Source organism: Sporolactobacillus terrae, from assembly GCF_019930545.1.
GTDB classification, from domain to species: Bacteria; Bacillota; Bacilli; order Bacillales; family Sporolactobacillaceae; genus Sporolactobacillus; species Sporolactobacillus terrae.
This window is the reverse complement of record NZ_CP082837.1, coordinates 3,063,937-3,090,345: the sequence shown is the minus strand read 5'-3', so window position 1 is coordinate 3,090,345 and position 26,409 is coordinate 3,063,937. Positions and strand designations below refer to the sequence as shown.

At 46.4% G+C, this 26,409-nt stretch carries 24 protein-coding genes and 1 riboswitch; of the genes, 3 read left to right on the top strand and 21 right to left on the bottom strand.

The window, feature by feature from the left end; all coding sequences use genetic code 11:
- Positions 1–13: 13 nt before the first annotated feature.
- The 4 genes from aroC to K7399_RS14860 all read right to left on the bottom strand — a co-directional run bounded on the left by aroC (position 14) and on the right by K7399_RS14860 (position 4,420).
- Positions 14–1,180, bottom strand: a complete 1,167-nt coding sequence (aroC, locus tag K7399_RS14875; RefSeq protein WP_128165977.1) for a chorismate synthase — start codon at positions 1,178–1,180, stop codon at positions 14–16.
- A complete protein-coding gene (locus tag K7399_RS14870) occupies positions 1,177–2,637 on the bottom strand; it encodes an MFS transporter (protein WP_128165976.1) in 1,461 nt (486 codons plus the stop codon). The genes aroC and K7399_RS14870 overlap by 4 nt, the downstream gene beginning before the upstream one ends.
- Positions 2,638–3,024: 387 nt before the next feature.
- Positions 3,025–3,795 (bottom strand): alpha/beta fold hydrolase, encoded by a 771-nt coding sequence (locus K7399_RS14865; protein WP_028976932.1) that lies wholly within the window; start codon positions 3,793–3,795, stop codon positions 3,025–3,027.
- A gap of 82 nt (positions 3,796–3,877) precedes the next feature.
- The gene (locus tag K7399_RS14860; protein WP_028976931.1) at positions 3,878–4,420 is read right to left on the bottom strand and encodes a pyridoxamine 5'-phosphate oxidase family protein; all 543 of its coding nucleotides are present in this window, start codon (positions 4,418–4,420) and stop codon (positions 3,878–3,880) included.
- 109 nt (positions 4,421–4,529) lie between these two features.
- Here K7399_RS14860 and pdxR point away from each other — a divergent pair, with 109 nt between their 5' ends.
- Positions 4,530–5,933: a MocR-like pyridoxine biosynthesis transcription factor PdxR gene (gene pdxR / locus K7399_RS14855; RefSeq protein ID WP_028976930.1), complete on the top strand. Its 1,404-nt coding sequence runs from the start codon at positions 4,530–4,532 to the stop codon at positions 5,931–5,933.
- Positions 5,934–6,112: 179 nt separating this feature from the next.
- On the opposite strand, the gene K7399_RS14850 is transcribed toward pdxR, so the two are convergent.
- The 17 genes from K7399_RS14850 to K7399_RS14770 form a co-directional block, all read right to left on the bottom strand.
- A complete protein-coding gene (locus K7399_RS14850; protein ID WP_128165975.1) occupies positions 6,113–6,691 on the bottom strand; it encodes a coiled-coil domain-containing protein in 579 nt (192 codons plus the stop codon).
- 200 nt (positions 6,692–6,891) lie between these two features.
- The gene (locus K7399_RS14845) at positions 6,892–8,172 is read right to left on the bottom strand and encodes an ArsB/NhaD family transporter (RefSeq protein ID WP_028976929.1); all 1,281 of its coding nucleotides are present in this window, start codon (positions 8,170–8,172) and stop codon (positions 6,892–6,894) included.
- 51 nt (positions 8,173–8,223) lie between these two features.
- On the bottom strand, positions 8,224–8,514 hold the full coding sequence (locus K7399_RS14840) for a hypothetical protein (protein WP_010025172.1): 291 nt from the start codon (positions 8,512–8,514) through the stop codon (positions 8,224–8,226).
- 14 nt (positions 8,515–8,528) lie between these two features.
- Positions 8,529–9,689 (bottom strand): cation:proton antiporter, encoded by a 1,161-nt coding sequence (locus K7399_RS14835; protein WP_028976928.1) that lies wholly within the window; start codon positions 9,687–9,689, stop codon positions 8,529–8,531.
- Positions 9,690–9,909: 220 nt separating this feature from the next.
- Positions 9,910–11,205, bottom strand: a complete 1,296-nt coding sequence (locus K7399_RS14830) for an arsenic transporter (RefSeq protein ID WP_028976927.1) — start codon at positions 11,203–11,205, stop codon at positions 9,910–9,912.
- Between the two features lie 119 nt (positions 11,206–11,324).
- Entirely contained in the window at positions 11,325–13,076 is a 1,752-nt protein-coding gene (gene arsA / locus K7399_RS14825; RefSeq protein WP_028976926.1) for an arsenical pump-driving ATPase, read from the bottom strand.
- Positions 13,077–13,094: 18 nt separating this feature from the next.
- The gene (gene arsD, locus K7399_RS14820) at positions 13,095–13,454 is read right to left on the bottom strand and encodes an arsenite efflux transporter metallochaperone ArsD (protein ID WP_010024593.1); all 360 of its coding nucleotides are present in this window, start codon (positions 13,452–13,454) and stop codon (positions 13,095–13,097) included.
- Positions 13,455–13,467: 13 nt separating this feature from the next.
- Positions 13,468–13,899 carry an arsenate reductase (thioredoxin) gene (arsC, locus tag K7399_RS14815; RefSeq protein WP_028976925.1) on the bottom strand — a complete coding sequence of 144 codons (432 nt, stop codon included), beginning with the start codon at positions 13,897–13,899 and terminating at the stop codon, positions 13,468–13,470.
- Positions 13,900–13,953: 54 nt separating this feature from the next.
- A complete protein-coding gene (locus K7399_RS14810) occupies positions 13,954–14,277 on the bottom strand; it encodes an ArsR/SmtB family transcription factor (RefSeq protein WP_010024591.1) in 324 nt (107 codons plus the stop codon).
- A gap of 1,066 nt (positions 14,278–15,343) precedes the next feature.
- Positions 15,344–16,705 carry an aspartate kinase gene (locus K7399_RS14805; protein WP_010023617.1) on the bottom strand — a complete coding sequence of 454 codons (1,362 nt, stop codon included), beginning with the start codon at positions 16,703–16,705 and terminating at the stop codon, positions 15,344–15,346.
- Positions 16,706–16,983: 278 nt separating this feature from the next.
- On the bottom strand, positions 16,984–17,745 hold the full coding sequence (locus K7399_RS14800) for an SDR family NAD(P)-dependent oxidoreductase (protein ID WP_010023619.1): 762 nt from the start codon (positions 17,743–17,745) through the stop codon (positions 16,984–16,986).
- Between the two features lie 33 nt (positions 17,746–17,778).
- Positions 17,779–18,933, bottom strand: coding sequence for a pyridoxal phosphate-dependent aminotransferase (locus K7399_RS14795; protein WP_028976924.1), 1,155 nt, complete (start codon positions 18,931–18,933; stop codon positions 17,779–17,781).
- A gap of 317 nt (positions 18,934–19,250) precedes the next feature.
- Positions 19,251–20,819, bottom strand: a complete 1,569-nt coding sequence (locus tag K7399_RS14790) for a Vga family ABC-F type ribosomal protection protein (protein WP_028976923.1) — start codon at positions 20,817–20,819, stop codon at positions 19,251–19,253.
- 461 nt (positions 20,820–21,280) lie between these two features.
- The gene (locus K7399_RS14785; protein WP_010023624.1) at positions 21,281–21,835 is read right to left on the bottom strand and encodes a serine O-acetyltransferase; all 555 of its coding nucleotides are present in this window, start codon (positions 21,833–21,835) and stop codon (positions 21,281–21,283) included.
- Between the two features lie 356 nt (positions 21,836–22,191).
- Complete coding sequence (locus tag K7399_RS14780; RefSeq protein WP_051577903.1) at positions 22,192–23,358, bottom strand: amidohydrolase; 1,167 nt, start codon at positions 23,356–23,358, stop codon at positions 22,192–22,194.
- A 293-nt stretch (positions 23,359–23,651) separates the two neighbouring features.
- A riboswitch (SAM riboswitch) is annotated at positions 23,652–23,755 on the bottom strand.
- A 184-nt stretch (positions 23,756–23,939) separates the two neighbouring features.
- Complete coding sequence (locus K7399_RS14775) at positions 23,940–24,629, bottom strand: VIT1/CCC1 transporter family protein (RefSeq protein WP_010023626.1); 690 nt, start codon at positions 24,627–24,629, stop codon at positions 23,940–23,942.
- Between the two features lie 21 nt (positions 24,630–24,650).
- Positions 24,651–25,397, bottom strand: coding sequence for a VIT1/CCC1 transporter family protein (locus K7399_RS14770; RefSeq protein WP_010023627.1), 747 nt, complete (start codon positions 25,395–25,397; stop codon positions 24,651–24,653).
- Between the two features lie 565 nt (positions 25,398–25,962).
- Between K7399_RS14770 and K7399_RS16190 the strand changes: the two genes are divergently transcribed.
- A complete protein-coding gene (locus K7399_RS16190; protein WP_263282748.1) occupies positions 25,963–26,091 on the top strand; it encodes a hypothetical protein in 129 nt (42 codons plus the stop codon).
- Between the two features lie 30 nt (positions 26,092–26,121).
- Complete coding sequence (locus K7399_RS14765) at positions 26,122–26,409, top strand: DUF5316 domain-containing protein (RefSeq protein WP_028976921.1); 288 nt, start codon at positions 26,122–26,124, stop codon at positions 26,407–26,409.

Genomic DNA, 26,409 nt, shown 5'->3' with positions numbered 1-26,409 from the left:
ACGAGACAATGATTTAATAGTTTTTCAGTTCCTCGCAATAGTCGTTGTATTGCTTCTTCAAGCGATGAAAACGACTGCAGTCAAACGTATCGAGAATGATTTTGCACAGTTCAATGGCAACAACCGATTCAATGATCAGTGATGCCGGGACAATTGCCGTCACATCCGAGCGCTCAATGCTTGCTTTTTGTTCTTCCTTGCTGTCGATCGCTACACTGTGCAGCGGCTTATAGAGCGTCGGGATCGGTTTCATCGCCGCATTGACAATAATCGGCATGCCGTTGGTCATTCCGCCTTCGAATCCGCCAAGATGGTCACTGCTTCGGTACCAGCCTTGCTCCTTATCCCAATAGATCTGATCCATCACGTTACTTCCGGAGCGTCTGCTCAGCTCGAAACCGTCGCCGAATGAGACCCCTTTAAAGGCATTAATCCCCAGCACTGCGGCAGCGATTTTGGCATCCAATTTTTCATTCCAGCTGATGTAGCTGCCAAGACCGGCAGGTACGTTCGAGGCGACGACACGAACGACGCCTCCGAGAGTATCGCCCGCTTTTTTCATTCGATCGATGAATTCATGGATCTGCTCAACCTTGTCCTGATCAACGATGCGCAGATCGTTCAGTGCGATCGCCTGTTCAATTTCATCTGGAGAAAGCAAGCGCTCGCCATCGGCTTCGATTGGACCAATGCTGCGCACATATCCGGCAATCGTTATTCCCAACTGATTGAGCAGTTGCGTGCAAACCGCACCGATCGCAACACGCATTGCTGTTTCACGTGCTGAAGACCGTTCCAGAACATTACGCAAATCGCGATGTCCGTATTTCATGCCGCCGACCAGATCGGCATGCCCGGGACGCGGCTTCTTGACTTCCCGCATCGCGACCTCAGGGTCCGGTGCACCGACTGGCTTCATGACCTCGCCCCAATGTTTGTGATCGATATTGGCAATGCGCAACGTAATCGGTGAGCCGAGCGTGACGCCGTGACGCACACCGGATGTGATTTTCACCTCGTCTTTTTCAATTTTTTGCCGATAGCCGCGGCCGTACCCACACTGGCGTGCATGCAATTTCTCATTTATTTTTTCAACCGACAAAGTTAATCCTGCCGGGAATCCTTCGATCACCCCGGTCAGTTCCGGCCCGTGTGATTCGCCGGCTGTTAAGTAGATCATTGAACTCTTCCTTTCTCTTGAACCTCGGATTGATAGTTTTTCGAGCTGGTCATAATACTCTTAAAAATGGATTGGTAGTATCTGCTGTTTTCTTTATCACGGATCTTTTGTTCAATTTTATCAAGAATTTCTTTTTCCCGTGCCGAATCGAAAATCGTACCGTTTTGCTGGATTTTTTTCAAACCGATCGCCCGCACATGCTTAAAACGCCGCTGCAACAGCTTCAGAATGAAGAAATCAATGCTATTGATTTGCCTGCGTTCACGGCTAAGATCTGACGATTCAATGCTATCCATCAGACGATGTCCGATCACCCAGATGACTAGGGAAATGAGTGCGAGCACGATATCAAAACGCAAGGCGGCAGCCGTGCTGATTTTCGACAGCATGCCGGTAATGATCGGTACGGTAAATAATGCGATGCTGCCGAATGAGAAATAAATGCCGGTGACGCGCCCTTTTGCATGTGGGAACATGGCGCTGAAAATGTTCAGTCCAACCTGCATGACACCACCGGCTGCCGTGACTCCGAAAAGAAAAGAGGTGATACTGACGAGCAGCGGATGCGTTGAAAAGCAGATGACCAGCAGATTAAGCACAGATAAGCCGTTCAATCCCACAATTAAGCGGATGTCGCGAATCAACCCGCGTTGAAGAATGCTGAAAATCAAGAGTACGCCGATAATCGATCCCATACTGTATAGCGACAGCAGAAAATGCGCCTGAAGGTTGTTCATTCCCAAAAAATCGATCCCATAAAGGGTAATCCACTGAGTAAACAAAATCATCACGGCCATTGACGTGTAGCCATAGATTGACAGAATTATGAGCATGCCGATTTTCGGTGCGGTCAATCGTTCACTGAACAGACGCTGGCTGATTTGTTTTTCTGTTTTTGGCCGCTGCGGGAACTTGGTCCGACTGATCAAGATCAAATTGATAAGCAAAATCGCACCGGTGATGATAAAGCTCATGCCGTACCAGCCGCCTAGATTTTCATTAAGCCCAATATAGATGGGCAGAACAAATTCACCGAGCGACATGGCGGCCTTGATCAAGATATTGTAAGCCCCGTTATTACCGTTCATCTCAAGGAAAGTTGGATAGGTTCCCGAATCCAGCGCTGAATTTGCCATGCCGGCCAGAATGGTCAACAAATAGGCGATATGAAAATCATGCGTGAGCGTTATACCGAAAAAAAAGACCACATACAAGCCCATGCCGAAAACAACTAACGCCTTGCGGCCGTAACGATCCGATAAGCTGCCCAGTGCGTAATAGGCGATCAGCTTGCCAATGCCCATTCCAGAAATTGCAAAAGAAACGACGGCAAGCGGCGTGCCCCACTCACCACTCAATGTCTTCATATTCTGCGTCAAAATAATCAGCCCAATGCCGTGAACAAAGTAATTCAGATACAAAATAAGACTGAGTCTGACTTTGTTTGATCGATTCATTTCATTCATCCCTTCTGTTTCTCTGAAAAAAAAAATAAACCAGCCGGATCTATTGACCCAACTGGTTTTATAACAACGCCAAATAAAGATGCTCTTCCACTTGCAATGGCAACCAATTAGATCGAAGTTACTTCGCATCTAAGTTGGCCTGCCTATTACAGCTTCCCAACTTCAGACGCTCACGCAATCTTGCGTTCGCACCCGAAGCGGATACGAACGCTACCTAAAGTAGTAATAGAAGCCGTAATAGTCTTTTTCAAACCATTGCCAAGTCTGCATCATTTAACGTTCCCTTCAAATGAGATTACGTATAATTTAAACACCAACCGAAACGGTTGTCAATACCATTTTCAGATGTTTCGATTGAAACGATTGCCGCACGATTGATTAGGTCGTGATCCCCTTGGCAATTGCCCGAGCCAGCCCGCTTGGATTCTCCCAAGCCATGGAGTGCCCGGCATTTTTTACCACATCAACGCCAATGCCCTGCTGTCGAAGCATCTGTTCATCCGGGTCTGGAAGGGACTTCGCGCCAAAAAGAAATGTTTTTGGGCAATCCAGCGCATAGAATTGTTTTCGCCACGAAGGCTCGACTCCTTTTGCCGCCGACTTTGAAAGACGATAGGCCGCTTCGCGCGACCATAGGGACAAGGAGGCTGCCCACATTTGATTTCCGCTCGCGCGGCTGTCTTGAATTAACGTTTCAAATCCATTTTTCAGAAATTGATCTTCTTCATAATCAGCAATACATTTACTGGTTGATCCCTCACTGCTTTTGTCTAGATTTGCTTCACTCAAAAGGAGGCGATTCACCCGTTCCTGGCACTTGCCGGCAAGTGCGATTGCAATCGCTCCGCCTAAACTGTGCCCGAACAGCACGAAATCATGCAAATGAAGTGCAGCAACAAAGTCAGCCAGATATTCTGCATGTGCGCTTACGGTATAACTGAAATCCGGCGGTTTGTCACTGTAGCCGGCCCCTAGAAGGTCAACGATAATGCAGCGATGTTTTTGAAGTTCTGCCTGAGCCGCGACTTGAGGATAGTCAAATGATCCGGCACATCCGAGTCCATGAATAAAGACAATCGGTTGATCTCGCCCTGGAAAATCATTATAGCGCATGGTTGCATGTGCCTTTTCAATGTAAAATGCTTTCATGGAGTATCCCTCTTTGCAGATTCGTTTTATTCATTTTAACATGCCTTCTGCAAAGCATGCCTTGCGCAGCCGCCACGTTCCTTTATTTTTTCCTGGCCTTCATCCCCGCTTCAAACTTCCGTCCCGACTCAAGCGGACTCTCTTTTGCCGTCAGCACATCCGGAGTCAGGCAGTAAACAGTGGTCGGGCTGCCCAGTTTTGAACGATACTTCTCGACATGACTGCGTGCGAGCGGACGGTCAAAGTAACCCGGAACATATTTATCTAATAGCTTCTGCATGACCTCCGTCGCTTCATCCCAATCCGCGATCTGCTTCACTTGTCCAAAGATCATCACACTCATGTATGCGGTGCTCGTGTGTGCCGGCACTGGACTCGTCATGATGCCCAGTTCCTCGCAAACCGTGAAGGAAACCTTGGAATTCGCACGCATTAGCTCGGCCTTTTTCCCCGCATTCGCGCCATGAAAGTAGATTCTATCTTTGTGCCAGATATAATTAAGCGGAACCACATAAGGGTATTCCTCATCGGCAACGCCTAGAAACCCAATCTCGGAATTGATTAAAAATTGGTTAATTTTATCCGTATCCTTACATTCCAGCGCCTTTTTTCGCAATGCACGCATGTCAACCACCGCCTTTTTTATTCTGATCATTTATAATATTATATAAACCACTGTATCCTTTAAAAGATACAGATTAGCATAAATTAACCGGTACAGAGGAGAAAAGGTAATGGAAATTATTCCGAAACTTGATGATCACTTAAACGAACCGTTGTATCTGCAGCTCTACGCATACTTTAAGCGCGAGATTGAGTTGGCCGGCTTACCGGAACAGACGCGGCTTCCCTCGATCCGCTATCTGGCAGATCAGCTCGCACTCAGCAAAACCACTGTACAAATGGCCTACCAGCAGCTGCTCGCGGAAGGTTATCTTGAAAGCAGACCACGCAGCGGCTATTTTGTCGCAAAAATGGATCACCCGTTCCTGAACCGTTCCGCCGGTTCGATGCGCACAATCAAGCCTAAGCAGCTTAACCGGACAAGTGAAAAAGCGCCTGACATCGACTTCTTTATGTCCGCGATTGATGTCAGCCATTTTCCACTCAATGCATGGCGGAAATGTGAGCAGAGGCTGTTTGAAGATCCAAGTGTGATCGGATACGGCGCTTATCAAGGCGAAGCTAGCCTCAGAGAATTGCTTGCCGGCTACTTGCATCGCTCGCGCGGCGTCCAATGCATGCCGGAACAAATTGTCATCGCTGCTGGAACTCCGTCCATACTTGCGCTACTCTACCAGCTTATCGATTGGAAAACCGGTCGGATTGCAATGGAGGATCCTGGTTATCAAGGCGTGCGCCGCTCGCTTCAAAAACGACCGATCCAACTGGTACCGATCAGCGTTGAAAAGGAAGGTCTGTCCATCAACAAATTAACGCATGCACCCGTTGATGCGGTCTACATCACGCCATCACATCAGTATCCATTAGGCATGGTGATGCCGATCACAAACCGCATTCAGCTGCTCGACTGGGCCAACAAGCAGGCGCGATGGATCATTGAAGATGATTATGATGGCGAGTTTCGCTATCGAGGTAAACCGATCCCCTCACTTCAAGGCATTGATGAGCACAATCGGGTCATCTACATCGGCACGTTTTCTAAATCACTGATGCCGGCGATTCGAATCAGCTACATGGTCTTGCCGCCCGAACTTCTCGGCACCTATCAACAGCTAGAATGGCGGCAAAGTGCGTCGCGGCTGCATCAACAGACGCTTGCTCTATTTATGAGAAGTGGGAAATGGGAGCAGCATATCCGCAGGATGCGGACGCTGTACAAGAAAAAACAAGCGCTGCTCTTAAACGAAATTCAGTCGGTCATGGGTAACCATTGTGCAGTAAGCGGTCAGGACGCAGGGCTCCACATTGTCCTCCATGTGAAGAGTAAAGTCCCCGCCGCTGTGCTGATTGAGAAGGCGAAATCGGTCGGTGTTCTTGTGTACGAAGTCTCTGCCGTTCTTCACAAAAAGGAGCTTCAAACCTCCGTTCTGCTTGGCTACGGCGGATTGTCTCCAGAAGAAATCAAAAAGGGCATCCAACGCTTGCATCAAGCCTGGCTGCATGATTATCAATGAGTTCAATTAGAAAAGGGATTGTTTTATGCGAGACGCTCGAATGTACGCAGTACGATTTCTGAAGATAAAATAAGGACTTGAAGAGCGCACATCAAATGTGATTCTTATTGCAGAGGAAGGGTCGAGTAAATTAAAGAAATGGTGTGCTATTGCTATTCATGACGTTTAATACGCATGAGTTATTTTGCGTGTTCCCTTAGAACATCAGCAATAGCCGTCAGTGCCTGCGTTGTTTTGTGTTGACCTGCTTCGAGTTTTGAGAGACGTGCATTGGTTTCTAATTGAGCGGTTTCAAGGTTGCTCAATCGGCGATCAACAGTGTCAAAATGCTTGTCGATCTTGTCGAAACGTTCATCCACCGCTTCAAAACGTTTATCCATTTGATCAAAACGTTCATCCACCGCTTCAAAGCGCTTGTCCACTTGATCAAAACGTTCATCCACCGCTTCAAAACGTTTATCCATTTGATCAAAACGTTCATCCACCGCTTCAAAGCGCTTGTCCACTTGATCAAAACGTTCATCCACCGCTTCAAAACGTTTGTCCACTTGATCGAAACGTTCATCCACCGCTTCAAAACGTTTGTCCACTTGATCAAAACGTTCATCCACCGCTTCAAAGCGCTTGTCCACTTGATCGAAACGTTCATCCACCGCTTCAAAGCGCTTGTCCACAGAATCTTTAAAATTCAAAATCACTTTTCGTGTATCGGTGACCAGTTCAAACAATTGATGAAAATCGCTGTCTTTTATTTGCATAGACTCACCTCCATTTATGTGGTTTCAGTTATTATACAATGAAATGCCGCTTAGCAAAAGTCCTCTCTACCCATACCACACGGCTTTTTCAACGACAAAGTTACAAATTTGCACCGGTTTGATTCAAAACGTTTTCCTATTCATCGCGTATCGTTTTCAAAAACAACATTAATGCTGTTTTCCTTTATTCCAGCAATCGATTACGTTAAGTACCTAAAATAAATGTAAACCGTTGAGATTACCAGTGACAAAATCATTACGGGTAATCCGATTTTCATAAATCTTAGAAAGGTGATTGGATAGCCCTCTTTCCCAGATAAACCGGCAACAATTAAATTTGCACTTGCTCCAATCAGCATTCCATTTCCTCCAAGACAGGCTCCCAGAGAAAGGCTCCACCAAATTGGTTCCAGATCATTGACTCCCATTTGGCCCATGTCCTGAATCAAGGGAATCATTGTCGCTACAAATGGAATATTATCGATAAATGCGGATGCAAAACCGCTCATCCACAAAATTAAAAAAGTTGCCGGTGCAAGATTGCCTCCGGTCAATTGGATCACTTGCTCTGCAAGCAAACGTATCATCCCGGTCTCCTCTAATCCGCCAACAAGAACAAATAACCCAACAAAGAAAAAAATTGTTGTCCATTCCACCTGATGGAACGCACGTTCAAGTTGCTTCTCTCCGGATAAAAGGAGCAGAAGAAAAGCACCCATCAGCGCCACAGTTGCCGTCTCCAACCCCAATGCCTGATGCAGAAAGAACCCTGAAATGGTCAGCAACAAGACAGCTAAAGATTTAATTAGCAATAGTCGATCCACAATCTCACTGCTCGGATCCAGAGCGGCAATCTGTTCCCGCGCTTCATCAGTTGTTGTTAATTGTTTACGATATATAAACCGAAGAATTAGCAAGGTGAGAACCATAATGATAATGATCACCGGTGCAAGATTCGTGATAAAATCCATAAAGCTAAGGCTTTTAACCGCACTACCGATCATGATGTTCGGAGGGTCGCCGATCATCGTTGCTGTTCCCCCGATATTCGACATAAGTATCTCTGAAATAAGAAACGGAATCGGAGAAACCTTAAGTGCTCTTGAAATACTGAAGGTCACCGGCACCATCAGCAAAACTGTAGTTACATTGTCCAGAAACGAAGAGCCCAGTGCAGTAATCAACGAAAAAACAACAAGAAGAGCGACCGGCCTGCCGCCTACTTTTTTTGCTGCCCAAAGTGCAATGAATTTAAATAATCCGGTTTCCGCTGTGATTGATACGATGATCATCATTCCGATCAGCAAGCCCAATGTATTAAAGTCAATATGTGCTAATGCCACGTGCTGACTGACGATCCCCAATACAATCATTAGTCCGCCGCCGATCATCGCGATGATCGTTCGATGAATTTTTTCAGCAATAATCAGTCCATAGGTCAGTACAAAGATACCAATTGCAAGTAACGATTCATTCCCCATGCTGCTCTGCCTCCTGTTGGTTTTCTCTTCTCTTTAGCCGTGTGCGGATCTTCATGCTATCCCGTTCCATTGAACTGTTTTCAGCAGCTGAAGTTGAAATAAGTGAACAATGAACGCAGTGTAAACTTCCTTTCGGACAATCACTTGATACACCTTGTCTTTTTGCGGATAAAACAAAATGTCTGTTGAGACTTTGTCGCTCTCAAAAAAAATCTTCATTTGACGCAAGCGATTCAGCGCATCATTGGTCTTTGCCTGAATCATAAATGCACAATCTCCTGCATCGTCTTGTTCTTTCAAATAAATTTGTGATTTGTTCACCTCATAGGTCAAGTTCTTCACTTTTTCATCACCCTTTATTTCTCAGTGGTATTCACTTGAGTGTGCTCATTTTCAAACAGGACCTTCAGTAAAGGCGGCGTGACAAGTGTGGTCACCATAACGACGACAATCAGCGGTGTGAAAAATTCTTCAGCGAGAAGCTTGGCGTCCAATCCTATTTTGGCTAGGATCAAGGCGACCTCACCTCTGGAAATCATCCCAGCGCCGACCCGCGCCGACCCATGGAAATCAAATCCAGTCAAATAAGCACCAATGCCAGAGCCGGCCAGTTTTGAAAAAACAGCCAAGAGCGAAATCGCCACAATAAACCAAATCTGCTCGTTAAGCCCTGAGAAAGAAACGTTTAGTCCGATACTGACGAAAAAAATGGGAACAAACACGCCGTAGGCAACCGGCTCAATTTTATGCTCGATTGTTTTACTGTACTGAGTTTGCGCAATTGCCGCACCGGCGATAAAAGCACCGATAATTCCCGCAACACCAAGTAGATCAGCGTAGTAGGCAAAAAGCAGGCAAAGAATGAGTGCACCGCTAAGTAACGGTTCACTGACTTTCATTTTACCGAACCAGCTCATCACCATCGGAAGTCCCTTCCAACTAATCAGAATAATAGAAGCGAAGAACAGTACTTTTTCACCAATCACAAGCAGTGTGCTTTGATCGGATTCCCCGAAGAAGCTCATGGCAAAAGCTAACAGAATAATGACTAGAATGTCATCGAGAACGGCCGCCCCTAGTATCGTGGTACTTTCTCTTGTTTGCAGCTTTCCCATTTCTTTCAATGACTGGACGGTAATACTCACGGAAGTTGCCGAAAGAATTAATCCTAAGAAAACAGCGTGAGCTAAATCCATGCCTAAGATCAGCCCTGCAAGATATCCGAAGCCAAGCGGGAAGATGATGCCACCAATCGCCGCAGCTGAAGAGGGTCTTGCATTTTGACGCAGACCATCCAAGTCGGTTTCGAGTCCTGCAATGAACATCAGTAGAATGACACCGACTTCGCTTAATAGATGGATGGTGTCCGAATTTGGAATCCAGCCAAGCAGCGCTGGACCAATCACGATACCAACCACAAGTTCGCCGAGAACAGCCGGCTGTTTTAACAAAACACTCACATGACCAGCTAATTTTGTTGCAATCAAAATAATCGCTAATTCTAAAATAAAATGCACGATTTTCCTCCTTACACAATTGGTTATTTTTGGAAAAAAGACAATTAAAAAAGGAGCCTATGTGACAGGCTCCTCCAAAACGCTCAATATAATACAGTTCTTAGTGTTAAGAGTAACGAAGTTCCCTTTTTCTGTCAAGATAAACCCTCGCCTGTTCAAGCGCTTTTGCCTGAGTATGCGCTAATTTATCGAAAACCTCCCATTAGCCTACCGTCTGCGATTAACCCGACAAAACCATCGACACATACACACCTATTAACGTCACGACGAGAACCGGTATCGTCATTACAATTCCGATTTTAAAGTACGAGCCCCAGCCAATTTTCACGCCTTTTCCTGAAAGGACGTGTAGCCAAAGCAACGTTGCGAGCGACCCGATCGGTGTCATCTTCGGTCCAAGATCGGCACCGACAACATTAGCATAGACGAGTGCCTGTTTCATCACTCCGGCAACCGGCAATGCATCAATCGACAGCGCATTGATCATGACGGTCGGCAAGTTGTTCATCAACGCCGACAGCACTGCTGAGAGAAATCCCATCACGATTGTTCCCGTCAGCAGGCCACCATCGACACCTGCCTCAATAACCCGAGCAAGTCGATGAATGATCCCAGCATTTCTTAAACCATAGACAACGACATACATGCCTAAAGAAAAAAATACAATACTCCACGGTGCACTTTTTATAATCGTTCTGGTATGAATCGCAGGGCTTCGGCCTCCAAGAAAAAGAAACACAAACGCAACCGCCAAAGCAATAAAGGATACTGGAATTTTAATGAAACTGCTGACAAAGTAGCCGGCCACAAGCGCGATCAGCACGAACCAGGAAATGTGAAACATACGACGATCCTTAAGTGCGGTAGCCGGCTTCTTCAAATTGGTTAATTGATAGGTACGTGGCCAGTCCTTCCGAAAATAGAAATAAAGGACGGCAATACTTGCAGCCAATGAGAAAAGTGTCGGGATCAGCATATGCATGGCATAGCGTCCAAAAGAAACGCTAAAGAAATCTGCTGAAACAATATTTACCAAGTTGCTTACAACCAGGGGCAAAGAGGTCGTGTCCGCAATAAACCCACTGGCGATCACAAAGGGAAACACCCGACGTTCATCAAAGTTCAAGGCACGCACCATCGCAAGCACAATCGGCGTCAGAATCAGCGCGCCGCCATCATTGGCAAACAGTGCCGAGATGAGCGCGCCGAGTACGGAAATCAAGATAAACATACGAATTCCGTGACCGTTCGCCAGACGCGCCATATGCAGCGCCGCCCACTCAAAGAAACCGATACGATCCAAGATCAATGAAATAATAATAATCGCTACAAAAGCAAGTGTCGCATTCCATATGATGCCTGCAACCGTCCAGACATCCTGAAACCGAACAACGCCGACGAGCAAAGCAAGCAGCGCTCCGCCGCATGCAGACCAACCGATCGATAGATTTTTCGGCTGCCAAATAACAAACGTCAATGTTAATAAAAAAACAAGAACAGCTAAGATTGCTGCCATTACGTTTCCCCTTTTCTCTATTATAACAAACTAAAAATGGAGTCAGGAAAGAAGCACCGACTCCTGTGTACATAGAAAGCATGTTCTAACAAAAATACTTGAATCCATTTTACCGTCCCTTAAAAATGGTCTTCATCCGTTTCTTGCCACGGGATAACCGTTAACCGATGGCCAGCATTTCGATCTACACGCTCGATCCATATGCGCTCGTTAACTGAACGTTTCTTTAGCAACGGATCATTGGTGCGGGTCCTCATCAAACTTTGGTTGACAACCCACCACGATGGCCGAATGCCGGCACGTTCTAAGTCAGCAGTCAGACGCTCTGCTTCAAACACAGGCGTTGGTTCCGGTAGCATCACGATTACTACTGCCGTCTCATCCGGATTGCGGAGCCGCGGGAGAAGCTGTTGGATGGATTTGGGTACTGTTCCTGCTGCATGTGCAATTTCACGATGATATTCCTCAGTTGCATCTAAAAGTAGTAGCGTATGACCGGACGGTGCCGTATCAATGACTACATACGTATCATCAGCCTTTTGAACCAACTCAGCAAATGCGCGAAAGACGGCGATTTCTTCCGTACACGGTGATTTCAGATCTTCTTCCAGATACGCGAGCCCTTCATCATCCAGCTGTTCACGAGAGCGTTCCAGAATCTTTTTTCGATAGTTTTTAACTTCTGTCTTCGGGTCAATCCGGCTCACGGTAATCCTTTGAGATTTTCCTGCGCTAACGAAGTCACATTGACCTGCAGGATCTGTCGTTGTTAAATGAACATTTTCTCCCTGGGCAGCAAGTTCCAAGGCAATGGTCCGGGCTAATGTTGTTTTGCCCACGCCGCCTTTTCCCATCGTGAAGACCACACGCTGCTTTCTTTCAATCAATTCATCGATGAATCGACTCAACTCAGGGTACTGCTTCGATTTCTTCGTTTCGAACGGGGACGCCCATTGATCACGTGTACCCATCACTTGATCGGACAAAAGCTTACGAATATTTCGTACGCCGGTCATGTTACAAGGTGCCAAAAACAGATGGTACACCGGAATCGTGCGAAGTTCCTGCGGCAGATTTGCGAGTGCTTCATGCTGACGAGTCACAAGCGCAGCAGCTAAAGCATCATCAGTCTTGCTTTGTTCAATCTGCCCATTGATCACTAAATGCTGATTATTCATGCCAATATTCGTTAATTCCCTAGATGCTCGAGCCGCTTCATTAATGGTCGAAAGTTCCGGTCTCGCGACTAGGATCAGCATCGTTCGCTTCTCATCCTCGAGTACCTGGACGGTTTCTAAGTATTGTTCTTTTTTATCATTTAAGCCGGCTAATGGACCAAGACATGATGTGCCTTGTGTGTTCTCATTCAGAAAGCCGCTCCATGCACCTGGCAGCTGCAAAAGGCGCAGCGTATGGCCGGTGGGCGCCGTATCAAAAAGAATGTGATCATAGCTTCGGTCGAGCGCTCGATTGGTCAGCAACGACGAAAAGACGTCAAATGCAGCGATTTCTACGGTGCAACTTCCAGAAAGCTGCTCTTCCATTTGCTTCACAGCCGCGTCCGGCAACAGACCTCGATATGGCGCGATCACTTTTTCTCTGTAGCGTGCAGCCGCTTCTTCCGGATTCAGATTGGATACGAACAGATTCGGAACTTCAGAGATTTCAGTGATCTCCATGGTGAGCACTGCATCAAAAACGTCCTGCAAATTCGATGCAGGATCCGTACTGACAAGCAGCACCCGCTTTCCCTGATCCGCAAGTGCAACCGCCGTCGCGCACGCAATCGATGTTTTTCCAACGCCGCCTTTGCCTGTAAAAAATAAGTAGCGGGGCAGCGCCATTGTTTGTGGCCGGAATAGGCGCGTCAAGAGATCTCCTTCTTTCCCTTATTGGTTCATATTCAGCTTGAATTGAAAGTGCTGCTTTTTATTGATCGCTTCAAGCGCAATTCCCGACCATTCTGCCAGTTCCTGGTTGGTCGGATAGCTTCCTTTTTTCACAAGCTTTCCGTCTGCGAGTGTTATCGGGAGAACCTCTGTACCTTCCTTTTTCAGCAAATCCCGAATGAGTGAATTCGCTACGAAGGCATCCGGATTACTGGTCAAATTCATGCGTACAATATCGAATTCCTTACGCCGGATATTCCGTACTGCACAAGTGATCCGAATCAACTCTGAATCAGTACTTGGTCCACAAACGCCCGTTGCACAGCACATCGCCGCCTCGAAAATTTGAATGGATTTCATCGCTGACATCTCCTTAGTGATTGGACTGCTTATCTTCCTCAGCAAACCGCTTAATCCGTGCACCGATTCCATCACGTACCCGCTGAAAAACCTGCCACTTTTCTTCATCCGTTCCTTCAGCTTTTGCCGGGTCATCAAAACCCCAATGTTCGCGCCGCACATTCGGCGGAGTCCTTGGGCACCGATCCTCAGCATCGCCGCACAGCGTCACAACAAGATAAGCACGGCTGAGCAGCTGCGGATCAATACGTTTCGATTTTTGATCAGAAATGTCGATACCGACTTCATTCATCGCCTTCACCGCTTTGGGATTCAAGCCGTGCGCTTCGATCCCGGCAGAATATACGTCAAAGTCGCTGGCTAAATACTTTTTGGCAAATCCTTCAGCCATCTGACTGCGGCAGGAGTTGCCGGTGCAGAGAAAATAAATGATTTTTTTGCTCATGGTCACTGTTCCTTCCCTTATTGGATTTACCTGTGCTCAGCTTCAACAGTCGTTTCATTCACAGCATTTCGGATTGTCGCAGCTTGGTAGCTGTTGATCCGGCAGAGCTTTGAGAATTACCGACACATAATCCGGCAGCTGCTGATTCAGGCTATAATAGACCCATGTCCCCTGCTTCCGTTCTTGAACGATACCCGCAAGCCGAAGCTTTTTAAGATGTTGGCTGATTGCCGGTTGTGAGACATTTAGGACATCCACAAGTTCACACACGCATAGTTCTCTTTGCTTCAAATAGGAAAGGAGAGTCAAGCGTGTTTGATCGCCAAGCAGTTTAAGCAACGCAGCAAGTTCCGAAACACGTGCATTTGTGCCGATCATCGATTCAACTCCTGTCTATATTCACTCACACTTATATTATTATACACTTATATTAAAAGATAACTGCTCTTCATGCAACAAAAATCATTTCCTTTACTTTTTTTGCGGATTGGCTTTACCCGGGATTTTTCACATAAGAAAAACCAATCTTATTTTTGTGTACGCTCCGATCGCTCGCTTGCCGCGGGCGCACCGCGAGCCCCCTCAGACAGGGCAGGAATCTGCGGGGTCTCGCTGGCACGCATCAACTAGGCGCGATCCCGCTGGCGCCAGGCACCTCCGCTTTAATTCTTGGCTAAGACACTGGTCCCATCCATTTCACTTCTTTTTCATTAAGCATTCTGGGTCTTAATTAAGTAACTCGTAAAATAAGCGGAGTTTCTTCGGTTATCTACAGAACGGAGCTCGTTTCGGGGGTACATAAGCGGAGGTTTTCCGCTTATGCAAAGCAAACCCCTCATTTTCGCGTTTTTCAAGTCGATAAGCGGAAGCTCTCCGTCTATTTAAGCTAATTTTTAGTTTTATTTTCAAATTAAAAGGATTTTTTCCGCCTATTTACTTCCGCAGGATGCGGTGACTTCTGCGTTGTGCACAGGACGTACTTTCACAGGATGTGATGACTTTCGCGTTGCATACAGGACGTACTTCCGCAGGATGCGGTGACTTCCGCGTTGTGCACAGGACGTACTTCCGCAGGATGCGGTGACTTCTGCGTTGTGCACAGGACGTACTTTCACAGGATGTGATGACTTTCGCGTTGCATACAGGACGTACTTCCGCAGGATGCGGTGACTTCCGCGTTGTGCACAGGACGTACTTCCGCAGGATGCGGTGACTTTCGCGTTGCATACAGGACGTATGCGTCCTTAGCGAAAGTTCCTTTATAATTAGCGGAAGTTCCCTTACAATTACGAAAGTTCCTTTATAATTAGCAGAAGTTCCTCTTACAATTAGCGAAAGTTCCACTTTTATGCCGTTATCATCGTCCCAGCAAGGCAAAATTATAAATTGTCTTTACCTATAAAAAAAAGCCCCGATCCGGAGCTTCTTCCATTGCTTATTCCGCTCATACTTTAGCAGTCGAAAAAAATTCTTCGTAAAGGGCCTGTACCGCCCGATCTTCAACCGCTTCCTTAACGCCGAACATCATGCTCGTTTCCGATGAACCTTGATTAATCATCTCAATGTTAATATGAGCATTGGCTAATGCCATTGATGCGCGTGCGTTTGTACCGACCTTTTGTCTCATCCCTTCGCCCACCATCATGATCAGCGCAAGGTCGTGTTCAACATGAACTTCATCGGCGTGAAGTTCCTCGATGAGACGCGCGGTAATCTCCTTTTCAAGCGTTTCATCAATCTGGCTTTGGCGAAGAATAACCGTCATATCATCAATCCCCGAGGGAATATGTTCAAAGGACAAGCCATAGTCTTCTAAAATACAGAGCACCTTGCGTCCGAATCCGATTTCCTTATTCATGAGGTATTTGCTGATGTATATGCTGCAGAAGCCGTCGTCACTAGCAATTCCGACAACCGGCCCGTTCGTATTTTTGCGTTCGCTCACAATTCTCGTTCCTGGAGCCTCCGGATTGTTGGTATTCTTCACGTTGACCGGAATGCCTACGCGGAAAGCCGGGATCAGTGCTTCATCATGAAAAACAGAAAAACCGCCATAAGAAAGTTCGCGCATTTCACGGTACGTCAGTTCGCAAATTTCTCTCGGATGAGAAACAAGATGCGGATTCACCGCATAAACGGCATCAACATCGGTGAAGTTCTCATAGAGATCCGCTTTTACCCCATTTGCCAAGATCGATCCGGTTATATCCGATCCGCTGCGCGAAAATGTAACCACTTCGCCGTCGGTATTATAGCCAAAGAAACCTGGAAATACGATAATTCCCGGCTGATCGCGCAATGCGTAAAGCCGTTCATACGATTCAGGGAGCACCTGCGCGTTGCCGGGCTCATTGCTGACAAGCAAACCTGCTTCTTTTGGTGAAACATAATGAGCATTCAAGCCTTTATGTTTAAAGCAGGCAGCAACAAGCTTGGCGTTATTATCCTCGCCGCTCGCCTTAACCGCTTCAATAAAGGCGGATGGGTTGGTCTTGTCGCTTGCAAGCAGACTGAGCAGATCATCTTTGACTTTTCTGATAATTGTATCGGCAAGATGAAGTTCTTCAGCAATGCTTTGGTATCTGCCGACAATCGTATCGACTAGATCATGCGTATCTTCACCTTTCAAACAGCGTTCAGCGCAGCTGATCAAAAGGTCGGTTACTTTTTCATCGTCCGCATAGCGTTTTCCAGGAGCGGATACGACGACGATTTTACGTTCAGGATCTGATGAAACAATTTGATATACTTTTTCGACTTGTACTCCGGAAGCCAGTGAGCTTCCTCCAAATTTAACTACTTTCATGAAGCAACAGCAACCCCTACTTATTTGATTCTTTCCGCAAATGTCTTTTCATTATTACTCTTTTCAGAAAAATTTTCAAACCCTTTTTCTACTTTTTCTCGAATAATCAGTGACAAAATTGGAAGAAGGGGTAAAAAAACGTCTGTCCATCCAATTATTCTGAGTGCGGACGCTCAGATGACTCACATCACAGAGCGGTTCGGTACCAGTAGGCAGCTGCTTCAACTTCCTCCGCGTCAGCCCTCTTGTCCTCTTTTCCTCGACATCTCTAGACTTTCTTACAATGAAATAAAGTCGTTCACATCATAAACTTTCCCATTCACTAACGGTTCATTTAATATCAAGTTGACTAACGTACCTGCAACCGTTGCAGGTGGACGCAGCTTACCGTTTTCTTTAAAGCCTACAAAAGTACTATGGTCGGCGAATGCTTCTGCTGCTGTACTTCGGATCGTTTCCTGCATCTCAGTATCCATAATTCCCGGACTGAAGGCGATCACTTTATGCGGCAACCCGGCCTGTTCCTGTTCCAGCCCTGCTGTTTTCGTATGCATATCAATCGCCGCTTTGGTCGTGCAGTAGACGCCCCAGCCATGGATCGCCCGTTCTGCGGCACCGGAAGTCACGTTGACAATCACTAGTTCCGTTTTTTCACCGTCCAGTTGCTGCAGTATGCGGTTATTGATTAACATCGGCGCAAGCATATTTAATTGAATGGCTTGCTGAATCGCTGGGGCATCTAAATAGCCCAACCGTTCAATCGGTTCCACAGTTCCCGCATTATTGACCACATATACTTTTTCGGGTTTCTCAGATGAGATCCGCGCACAGACCTGCTGCATGGCGGATGAAACATCGGATGCATCTGCAAGATTCGCTGCAACATGCACATAATGCCCGTTGCTCCCTTTAATGAGTGCATCAATGGTCGCGTTGATGCTGCGGGAGATGCCGATCACCCGAATCCCGCGCTCAAGCAGGATACGGCTCGTCTCATACCCGAGTCCGCGTGATCCGCCGGTAACTATTGCTAACTCCATCACGTATCCCTCCTAGTGATTCATTTCCACATCTTACAACCGATTGACAAACGCTTCGATTCGGTCCATACCCTCTTTAATCTTTTGCATCGACGTTGCATAGGAAATGCGGACGTATCCTGAAGCATGCGTCCCGAAATGGTCACCGGGAACGACCGCGACATGCGCTTCATCGAGCAGACGATCACAGAATTCCTTTGCGGCAAGTCCCGTCTTTGTAATGTTCGCAAAAAGGTAGAAGGCACCCATCGGTTTAATCGAAGACAGACGATCAATCGCATTAATCCGTTGATAAATATAATTACGCCTCTTTTCATATTCAGCGACCATCATTTCACGGTAATCCGTTCCGCGGGTGAACGCTTCGATCGCCGCGAATTGGGCAGAAGTATTCACGCAGCTCCAAACGTCCTCGGTAATCTTCGTCATCTCTCGAATCAAATTCAGCGGTCCGGTTGCAAAACCAACACGGAAACCGGTCATCGCATGGGTTTTCGAGCAACTGTCGATAATCAGCGTACGTTCCTTCATTCCAGGAAAAGAGGCGATACTTGTGTACGTTTCTCCATCAAAGAGAATGTGGCGATACACCTCATCACTGATCACAACAAGGTCATGTTTCACCGCAATCTCAGCAATCGCGCGCAGCGATGCTGCATCAATCACACTGCCGGTCGGATTGCTCGGTGAGTTTAGCAGAATTACTTTTGTCTTCGCAGTGATTGCCTTGTCAATGGCAACTGGATCAATCACGAAATCATGCGCTTCATCGACATCAACCGCAACAGGCTTGCCACCGCAAAGCACGATCTGCTGCCCATAATTGCTCCAGTACGGCGAACTGAAAATGACTTCATCCCCAGAATTCAAAAGTGTGGTCAAACCGAGAAAAAGCGCGCCCATGCCGCCCGTTGTCACGAGACAGTTTTCCGTCTCATAAGAAACACCGATGGCCTCTTTGAGGTAGGCTGCATAAACCTCCCGCAGCTTTGTCATTCCTGCGCCAGGCGCATATTTAGTTTCTCCATTATCGAGAGCGCTTTTTGCTGCCTCAATCACATTCGGTGCTGAATGAAAGTCCGGTTCACCAACCGCAAACGAAATGACATCATCAATACGCGCGGCACGCACCATCATATCCCGAATCGGCGATGGATGGATGGCGGCCACTTTCTTTGAAAATTCCACGTAACGCTCCTCCAATTCTTAATAACCTTTCTCTATACTATCAGTAAATCGATTCGAGCGGATAAGCAAAAGATGCTTTAAAATAAATTTTCACAGCCAATGCATCCCGGTGCTTTGGGAAAAACAAGCATTGTTTAAATAAAGCGCGTTGTTTTCCAGAATCCTAATTGCCGTGCGACAAAAAACGAGCGGTAGGGATTCACCCTCCCTCCGCTCGTTTTCTTGCGTTGCTCGCGCTGCGTTTTCGTATCTGCTTTGATTGGCCAGCTTTATCCTATTTAATGCATCATTGCCCGTTATCGTCTGCCTTTTCTCGCTTACTGTTCAAGCTCTTTCTTTTCTTTTAAAAGCTTCTGGAACGCTTCCTCCAATTCAGACGATGGTTCAATACTCAACCGGCTGAGCACCTCGGTCATCTTTGTATCAATAATCAGCCGCTGGTCCTGTTTCACGTCGTGTTTCTTTTTCGGTTTCCGGTTTCGGAACTGCCGATAGCTTCCTTCGAAAAGGGTGATTTTCTGATTACGGATCTCAAGCACCCGCGTCGCGACACGCTCAATAAAGCGACGATCATGGGAGATGAAGATCACGGTTCCTTCATAGTCCTTAAGCAGTGATTCAAGCGCTGAAGCGGCTTCCAAATCAAGATAGTTCGTCGGTTCATCCAGAATCAGTGTATTCATCTCGCTTAAAAAGAGTTTGGTTAGCGCGACTTTGACGCGTTCACCACCGCTAAGTACGTCAACCGGTTTTTCGACAGCATCGCGGTAAAAATGCATCCGTGCCAGTACCGTTCGAATCAAGGTTTCACTCTGTTTGGATGAGACACGGACATTCTCAAGAATCGACTGTTTTTCATCTAAAATGTTCAAGTTCTGACTGAAATAAGCAATTTTAACCGAAGGCGATTGTGAAATTCCTGCTTCTTGGTGAATGATTTTTTTAATCAGTGTCGTCTTCCCGCTCCCGTTCGGACCAATGACTGCCAGTTTATCGCCGCCGCGAATAAGAAAACGTGCACGCTTCCACAGCACCCGTTCGCCAATCTGCCCAGATACATCCTTCACGCGAAAAATGATTCGGTTTTTAAATGCATCGGCATTGGGCAAAGCCATTTTGATCGGTTCGACTTCTTTAACCTTATCAACCTTTTCCAATTGATCCAGGCGTGTTTCAATGGAACTTGCCGTTTTCTGCAGCTTCTTCTGTTTTTTTGCGAAATAGGGCCGTGCACCTGTAATCTTTGATTCGGATGCACTCACATGTTTCGGCTTTTTCGTGGCCCGCTCAGCTTTCCTCACCTTTAATTGCAGCGCATCCTCCAGTTGGCGCTTTTTCTTCTCATATTTTTCATAAGCAAGTTGCTGCTCGGCGCGTTGGGCTTCTTTTTGTTTTTCGTAGGCGCTGTAATTGCCCGTGTATTTCGTTAGCTTCCCATCCTCAATCTCCCAGATTGTCGTGCACAAGTGGTCGAGAAAGGCACGGTCATGCGACACAAGGATCAATGCGCCTTGCCAGGCATTCAATTTCTTTTCCAGCCACTCAATATGCTCAAGATCAAGATTTGTGGTTGGCTCATCAGCGAGCAAGAGTTCCGGCGCCCTAAGCAGTGCCTCCTGAATGTATGCCTGCGTCACTTCACCGCCGCTTTTGGTCGTATCCGCGCGTTTCAGCTGAGGCAGCAGGTCACATGATGCCCGTTGGATCACGGTTCCTTCCTCCGGAGTCAGCTTTTTCGCAAGTATATTGAGCAGTGTCGTCTTCCCGCTTCCGTTTCGTCCAACCAGACCAATCCGATCCTTCTCATGCACGTATAATTGATCGATGGCAAACAGTAGCCGATCTTTGACCGAGTGTTTGATCTTCATTGCCTCAAGTAAAACCATTGCATCATCCCCATTTTCATTCAATATCCGGGGACAGAAAAATGCCCCCTATCCGGCTTCAGAATAGGCGGCATCACTTTGGTGAACAGCAAAAAGAGATCCACTCTTTTTGGGCACGAGCGAAGAAAACCATCCTACTCTGAACATCCGACTGAAGGCATGAAGACAGAAAAAAGCTACTGTTTCAACGTCCCTCAGTTATCAGCTTCAAAAATAGGATTAGTTTTTCATCGGCCCTTGGTTCACCCTTCCGTTCGTTTGATTACCTTTAGTTTAGTTAAACGCTCTCCGTTTGTAAAGTCCGACCGCCTCTGAGCACTTATCTGCATTCGAGGATCACGAATTTTTGACACATGCTGCTTTTCAGTTGACGTTCCTTGCCTTGTCAAGGTTGGGCGTGATCATGAAGCTCCGCCAGTTGGGAGATGCCTTTTGATGAGACGTGCTGAACGGCTGAGTTCTTACTTCTTCCTTAAATTTACTGAGGGGGAATGTCGTGTATAGATGATTTTATCGCTTTTGATGATGTGGGCCGGGATGCCGACTGCCCGAGCAATATCTGGGACATCCTTTAAAACGACAGCGTTTGCTCCGATAATTGCGCTGTCGCCGACTTTGATCGGCCCAACCACTTTGGCACCGGCGCCGATATAAACATCGCTGCCGATGATCGGTCCAACATCAGGATGTGTTCTGTGATGAGAATTTTCACCAATCGTCACTTGCTGAAGGATTGATACGCGCTCGCCGATGACCGACCGTTCGTGGATGACAACTCCATTGCCGCCGTGAGCTAAGTAAAGACCCGCACCGATTTTGGTACTTGCAGGGATGTCCGCACTGCAAAACCCCTTTGCAATAACTAAATTCAAAATCTTATAACTCCACCAAAGCAGCCAATGAAACACCGGGACTTTAAAATCTTCGTACAGCCAGTTGCCAAAGCGGTAAATGGTGAGTACAAGTTTTCCATTGACCCGATCATTCGCCTGCATATCGATTCGCCATTTTTTCATCCAACCACCAAACTCTTGTCTTTTTCCATTACTGATGCATCATCCTTTCATTTTTTAGATAAACTTTGCTCATCTGCAACTTTCTGCCCACGATCCTAAATATAAAGATACAAAAAAACACCTTTCTAGGTGCTGTCCGATTACTATGAATAACAATGGAAGAAGCGCTCATCTTTATATTTTAGCAGAATTTTCAGATTGTGTAAAACGATCTGCTTTATCCGCTCAATTCAGGCTACGCTTTAAAGCAGTGGCGACTTAACCACATAATGAGCCACTCGTCCAACACGGCTGGTCCCGGCAAAACTGGCGCTCGACCCCGGCTGCATGATCGGTCCGAACACATCGTTAAAAAATCAGGATAGAAGCGTTTCACCATCGCTTAAGCCCCTTTCAAAATAGGCTTTGACTAATGCAATGAAAAGAGGAACGGATGTTTCAAAGGCTTTCGGATCCGCCTTAAATTTGCTGTTATGCACCGGATAGTCCGAAGAAACACCAACATTGAAAAAGGTGCCGGGAATCACCTGTTGATAGGATGAAAAATCTTCGCCGCCCATACTTGGATTCAGAGGAACAACATCAAAGTTCTGCTCCTTTGCTACAGACGCAACCAGTTTCGTTAAGCGGTGGTCATTCACCACGGCCGGCGCACCATCCACCCATTTAAATGCACCGCTAATGCCATTGGTAGCGGCTATGCCACGCGTCACCTCCTGCAAACGGGCTTTGATTTGCCCGCGAACGCTTGGCGCGTATGAGCGAACCGTCCCTTCAAGCAAGGAGGTACTCGGTAGGACATTCCATGTCTTTCCAGCTTCAATGTGTGTAATCGACACCACACCTGGTTCGAAAGGACTGATATTGCGGCTGACAATTGATTGAGCGGCACCGATCAACTGCCCTGTCGCAACAATCACATCATTCGCATCTTCAGGATGAGCGGCATGCCCTCCTTTTCCTGTAAACGAAACAAAGAAGCGATCAACCGCGGCATTCAAATTGCCTTCTTTTATACCCACAACGCCCGCCCGTAGTTCTGTATTGACGTGAAGACCAAAGATCGCTTCCACACCCTCTAAGATGCCGGTCTGCACAACCTTGTCTGCACCATGATCGACTTCTTCCGCCGGTTGGAAAATAAGCAAGACTGTTCCGTTCAGCTCATCTTCAATTTTTTTCAATTCGATGGCTGTCGCAAGTAAATTGGTTAAGTGAAAATCATGACCACAGGCATGCATCCGATTGGGATACTCAGAAGAGTAGGTCAGCCCTGACTCCTCGTTAATCGGCAGTGCATCAATATCCGCTCGAAGCGCAATCAATGGTCCGTCATGCTTGCCACCGATCTTTGCGAAAACACCGGTATCCAGCGGGTTGGGCAAAAGCTCAATCGCGTGCTCGGTCAGCACCTGTTTGATTTTTTTCGTTGTTTCAAATTCGCTAAGCGCGAGTTCCGGATGGCGATGAAACCAGTGAAAGAGCGGTTCTAATGTTTGCAAAGTTTCCTTAATCTGAGTCATGTCAATCCTCCTCATACGTCAGTTTTTGCAGAAAAGCTTGCGTGCGCACACGTTTGCTGTTTTCAAAGCGTTCTTTTGGTTTCGAATCCTCGACCAGTTCCTCGTTCTTCTCGAGACGACACTAAGACTTTCCGTTACATCTTCAAGTACGGTCTTATTTTTGAACAAGTTATTATGTTGGAATACCATGGAACTTTGCCCGCGAACGCTGCCCTTACACGAATCGTGTACAGAAAAACGGCTATTTTTCTTGAGTCGAAGAAAAATAGCCGTCGCAACGTTCGCTGCTATTATTCTTATCTCTCAGAATGAATCTGCTGGATGTGACACCATACATCGTGCAAATGCTGGTTGTCGGGGTTCATTGGACCAGTCCCTCCCCCGCTCTTGATAAGAATGATTCAGTTGGTGTATTGAGTGTATCTAAAATAATTGCAAGCGTCAAGATAATTCTTAGTATTTTTATCCGAATAATTTAATTAGGCGCATCCATTGTCACGAATTCGTTGAAAAGAGCGGGACTACAGCCTCCTTGCGCCACAACCCTAACCCGCCTTTAAATCATGACGGGCACGCTGTTTTCAAACAATCAGCACACCGACGTAATAATGGATCAGCATTGTAACAATCCCTATGATCACATTACGAATAATCGCTTTTTTAACAAATCCTCGGCCAAGCTTCGCGCCAAGAAACCCGGTAAGTGCTACGGACAGAATGACTGCACCGATTGTTCCCGGCCATTGCGCGTTTCCAGGAAGAAAGGTAAGGGCGAGAAGGGGCAGGCAGCCGCCCATCGCCGCAGAGATCAAAGAGGCACATGCGGCAAACCAAGGATTCATATAATGACCCAATTGAATGTTGTGCTTTACGTCGACAACGGTTTGTAATGGGCGGCGTACCATCAGTTCTTGGGCAATCGCGTACGCTGTTTTGCTTGTTACCCCTTTCGTTTGATAATAGTCCGCAACCTGCTGCAGCTGAAGCGCACGATTGCTTTCAAGCAGTGACCGTTCTTTTTCCACAACCGCATGTTCCGTATCTTTTTGCGTACTAACCGATGCATATTCTCCTGCTGCCATTGAGAACGCGCAGGCAATCAAGTCGGATAATCCGGCGATCAAGATTGTGAAGTGGTTCGTCGTTGCCGCACCCACACTGAACAGCACGCCGACAACGGTCAAGATTCCATCATTCGAACCGAGCACGCCGGCTCTTAGTGTATTTAATTTTTCACTCATGGTCTGTTTCGTTACCTTACTCTGAATCAATGAAACTCATCTCCTGAATCCTTAGGCAAATAGACTTCCGATAAAGTAAGTGACAAGCATCGTCAGCAAGCCCGCCACTACATTGCGAAAGACGCTGCGGGATCGATTGGTGCGCGCCAAGGCAGCGGCGCTGTACCCTGTAATCATGAGCGCGAATACGACAGCGAGCATCGTTCCAATGGTCTTCCATTGAGCGGGCAACAAGGTCATTGCCATAAGGGGAAGCAATGCTCCCAGTGTAAACGACAGCATCGAAGCCAGTGCGGCCGCAAACGGACTTGTGAACTGTGCTGGATCAAACCCATATTTCTCACGAACGACCGTTCCGAGCGGATCACGCGCCATCATTTCTTGAGCCGCATGTTCAGACAGCTCATGAGAAATCCCCGACGTCTCCAACCGCTTGCAAATGTATTGATACTGTTGGTCATAATTTGTTGCCAATAATTGCTTCTCTTTTCGTGTCGCTCGTTCCTGAGCATCGCGTTCCGAATGGACCGACACATACTCTCCCATTGCCATCGAGATATTTCCCGCAAGCAAGCCACCGATTCCGGCTATAAAAATCGCAAAATTATTATTTGTTGCTCCGGCAACGCCTAAAACAATGCCGGCAACGGAAATAATTCCATCATTCGCCCCCATCACGCTCGCGCGCAGGACGTTAACTTTCTGAGCTAATGTACTTTTACGAAAAAATTTTTTTAGCGTCTCATTCTCTTTCAATCTCAGTTTCAATTTTTCGACGTTATTCTCCATCATTGACATGACTCTGCGCTCCCTTCCAATGATCACTATTAATAAAAGCTCTAATTTTCATCGAGGAAACATTTATTCTATACATAAAATTGTAGCACTTGTTATTAGAAATTCAAGCCTTTATTATCATTTATATTTTTTAATTGATAATGATAATCACAATTAATTACGCTGATAACAAAGAATGATTATCATTGTTAATCGCCGTATTATAGGATTATTTCGTTAAAAATCACAATTAAGAATGAATGAACTCAGAATCAATCCAGATGATTTTATATATACTATTTATCAATTAATAATCATTACTTTATTATATTCAAAAGGAATTCACGTTTTGTCTTATCGTTTATAATTGAGAATTAAGCGAGGACATGAATTGCTGCTGTTCCACGTAATAAAATGGGGGACCACCTCGAAAGATGATGCAGAGGAATCGGAAATCTCAACGATGCATTCGTTATCATGACACCACCGAGGCAGCATTTTTTCCGGCAATCATGTATAATAGATTGTAAATACAGAAAAATCAGTAAGAAAATCGTAATGATTTGTTAATGCAAAGGAGTGCAGCATGTTCGAATCGAACAAGAACAGAAAAGACAATTTCGATCGCGTATTTATCGGAAAACCAGGATGTATGTCCCTGATCGTCATTGCAGCGGTAGCGTTCATTGTCTATGCCATTTTTATCGCGCACTAATCTCCCAACAAAACACTTGAGGTGAACCAATTGAAATTCTTTGCAACCGGATTAACCATAGCCATACTGCTCTTTGTCATCGGCGCTCTATCGCCTTTTCGTGATTTCTTCGCAAGCATTGCCGCCGTCATCGGTATTGTTTGTCTGCTTATTTCCGCTCTAGCTTCCGGCGCATTAGTCAGTGGCGACCGCAACCGTGCGAACTTCGCAACTGAAGACAAGAAAAGCAGGAACGAACGAACCGGTATGATGAGCCGCTTGTTTCTTTTAGGCCTTCCCAATTTCGTTGCTTTTATCGCTCTTCTATGGATTGCATAG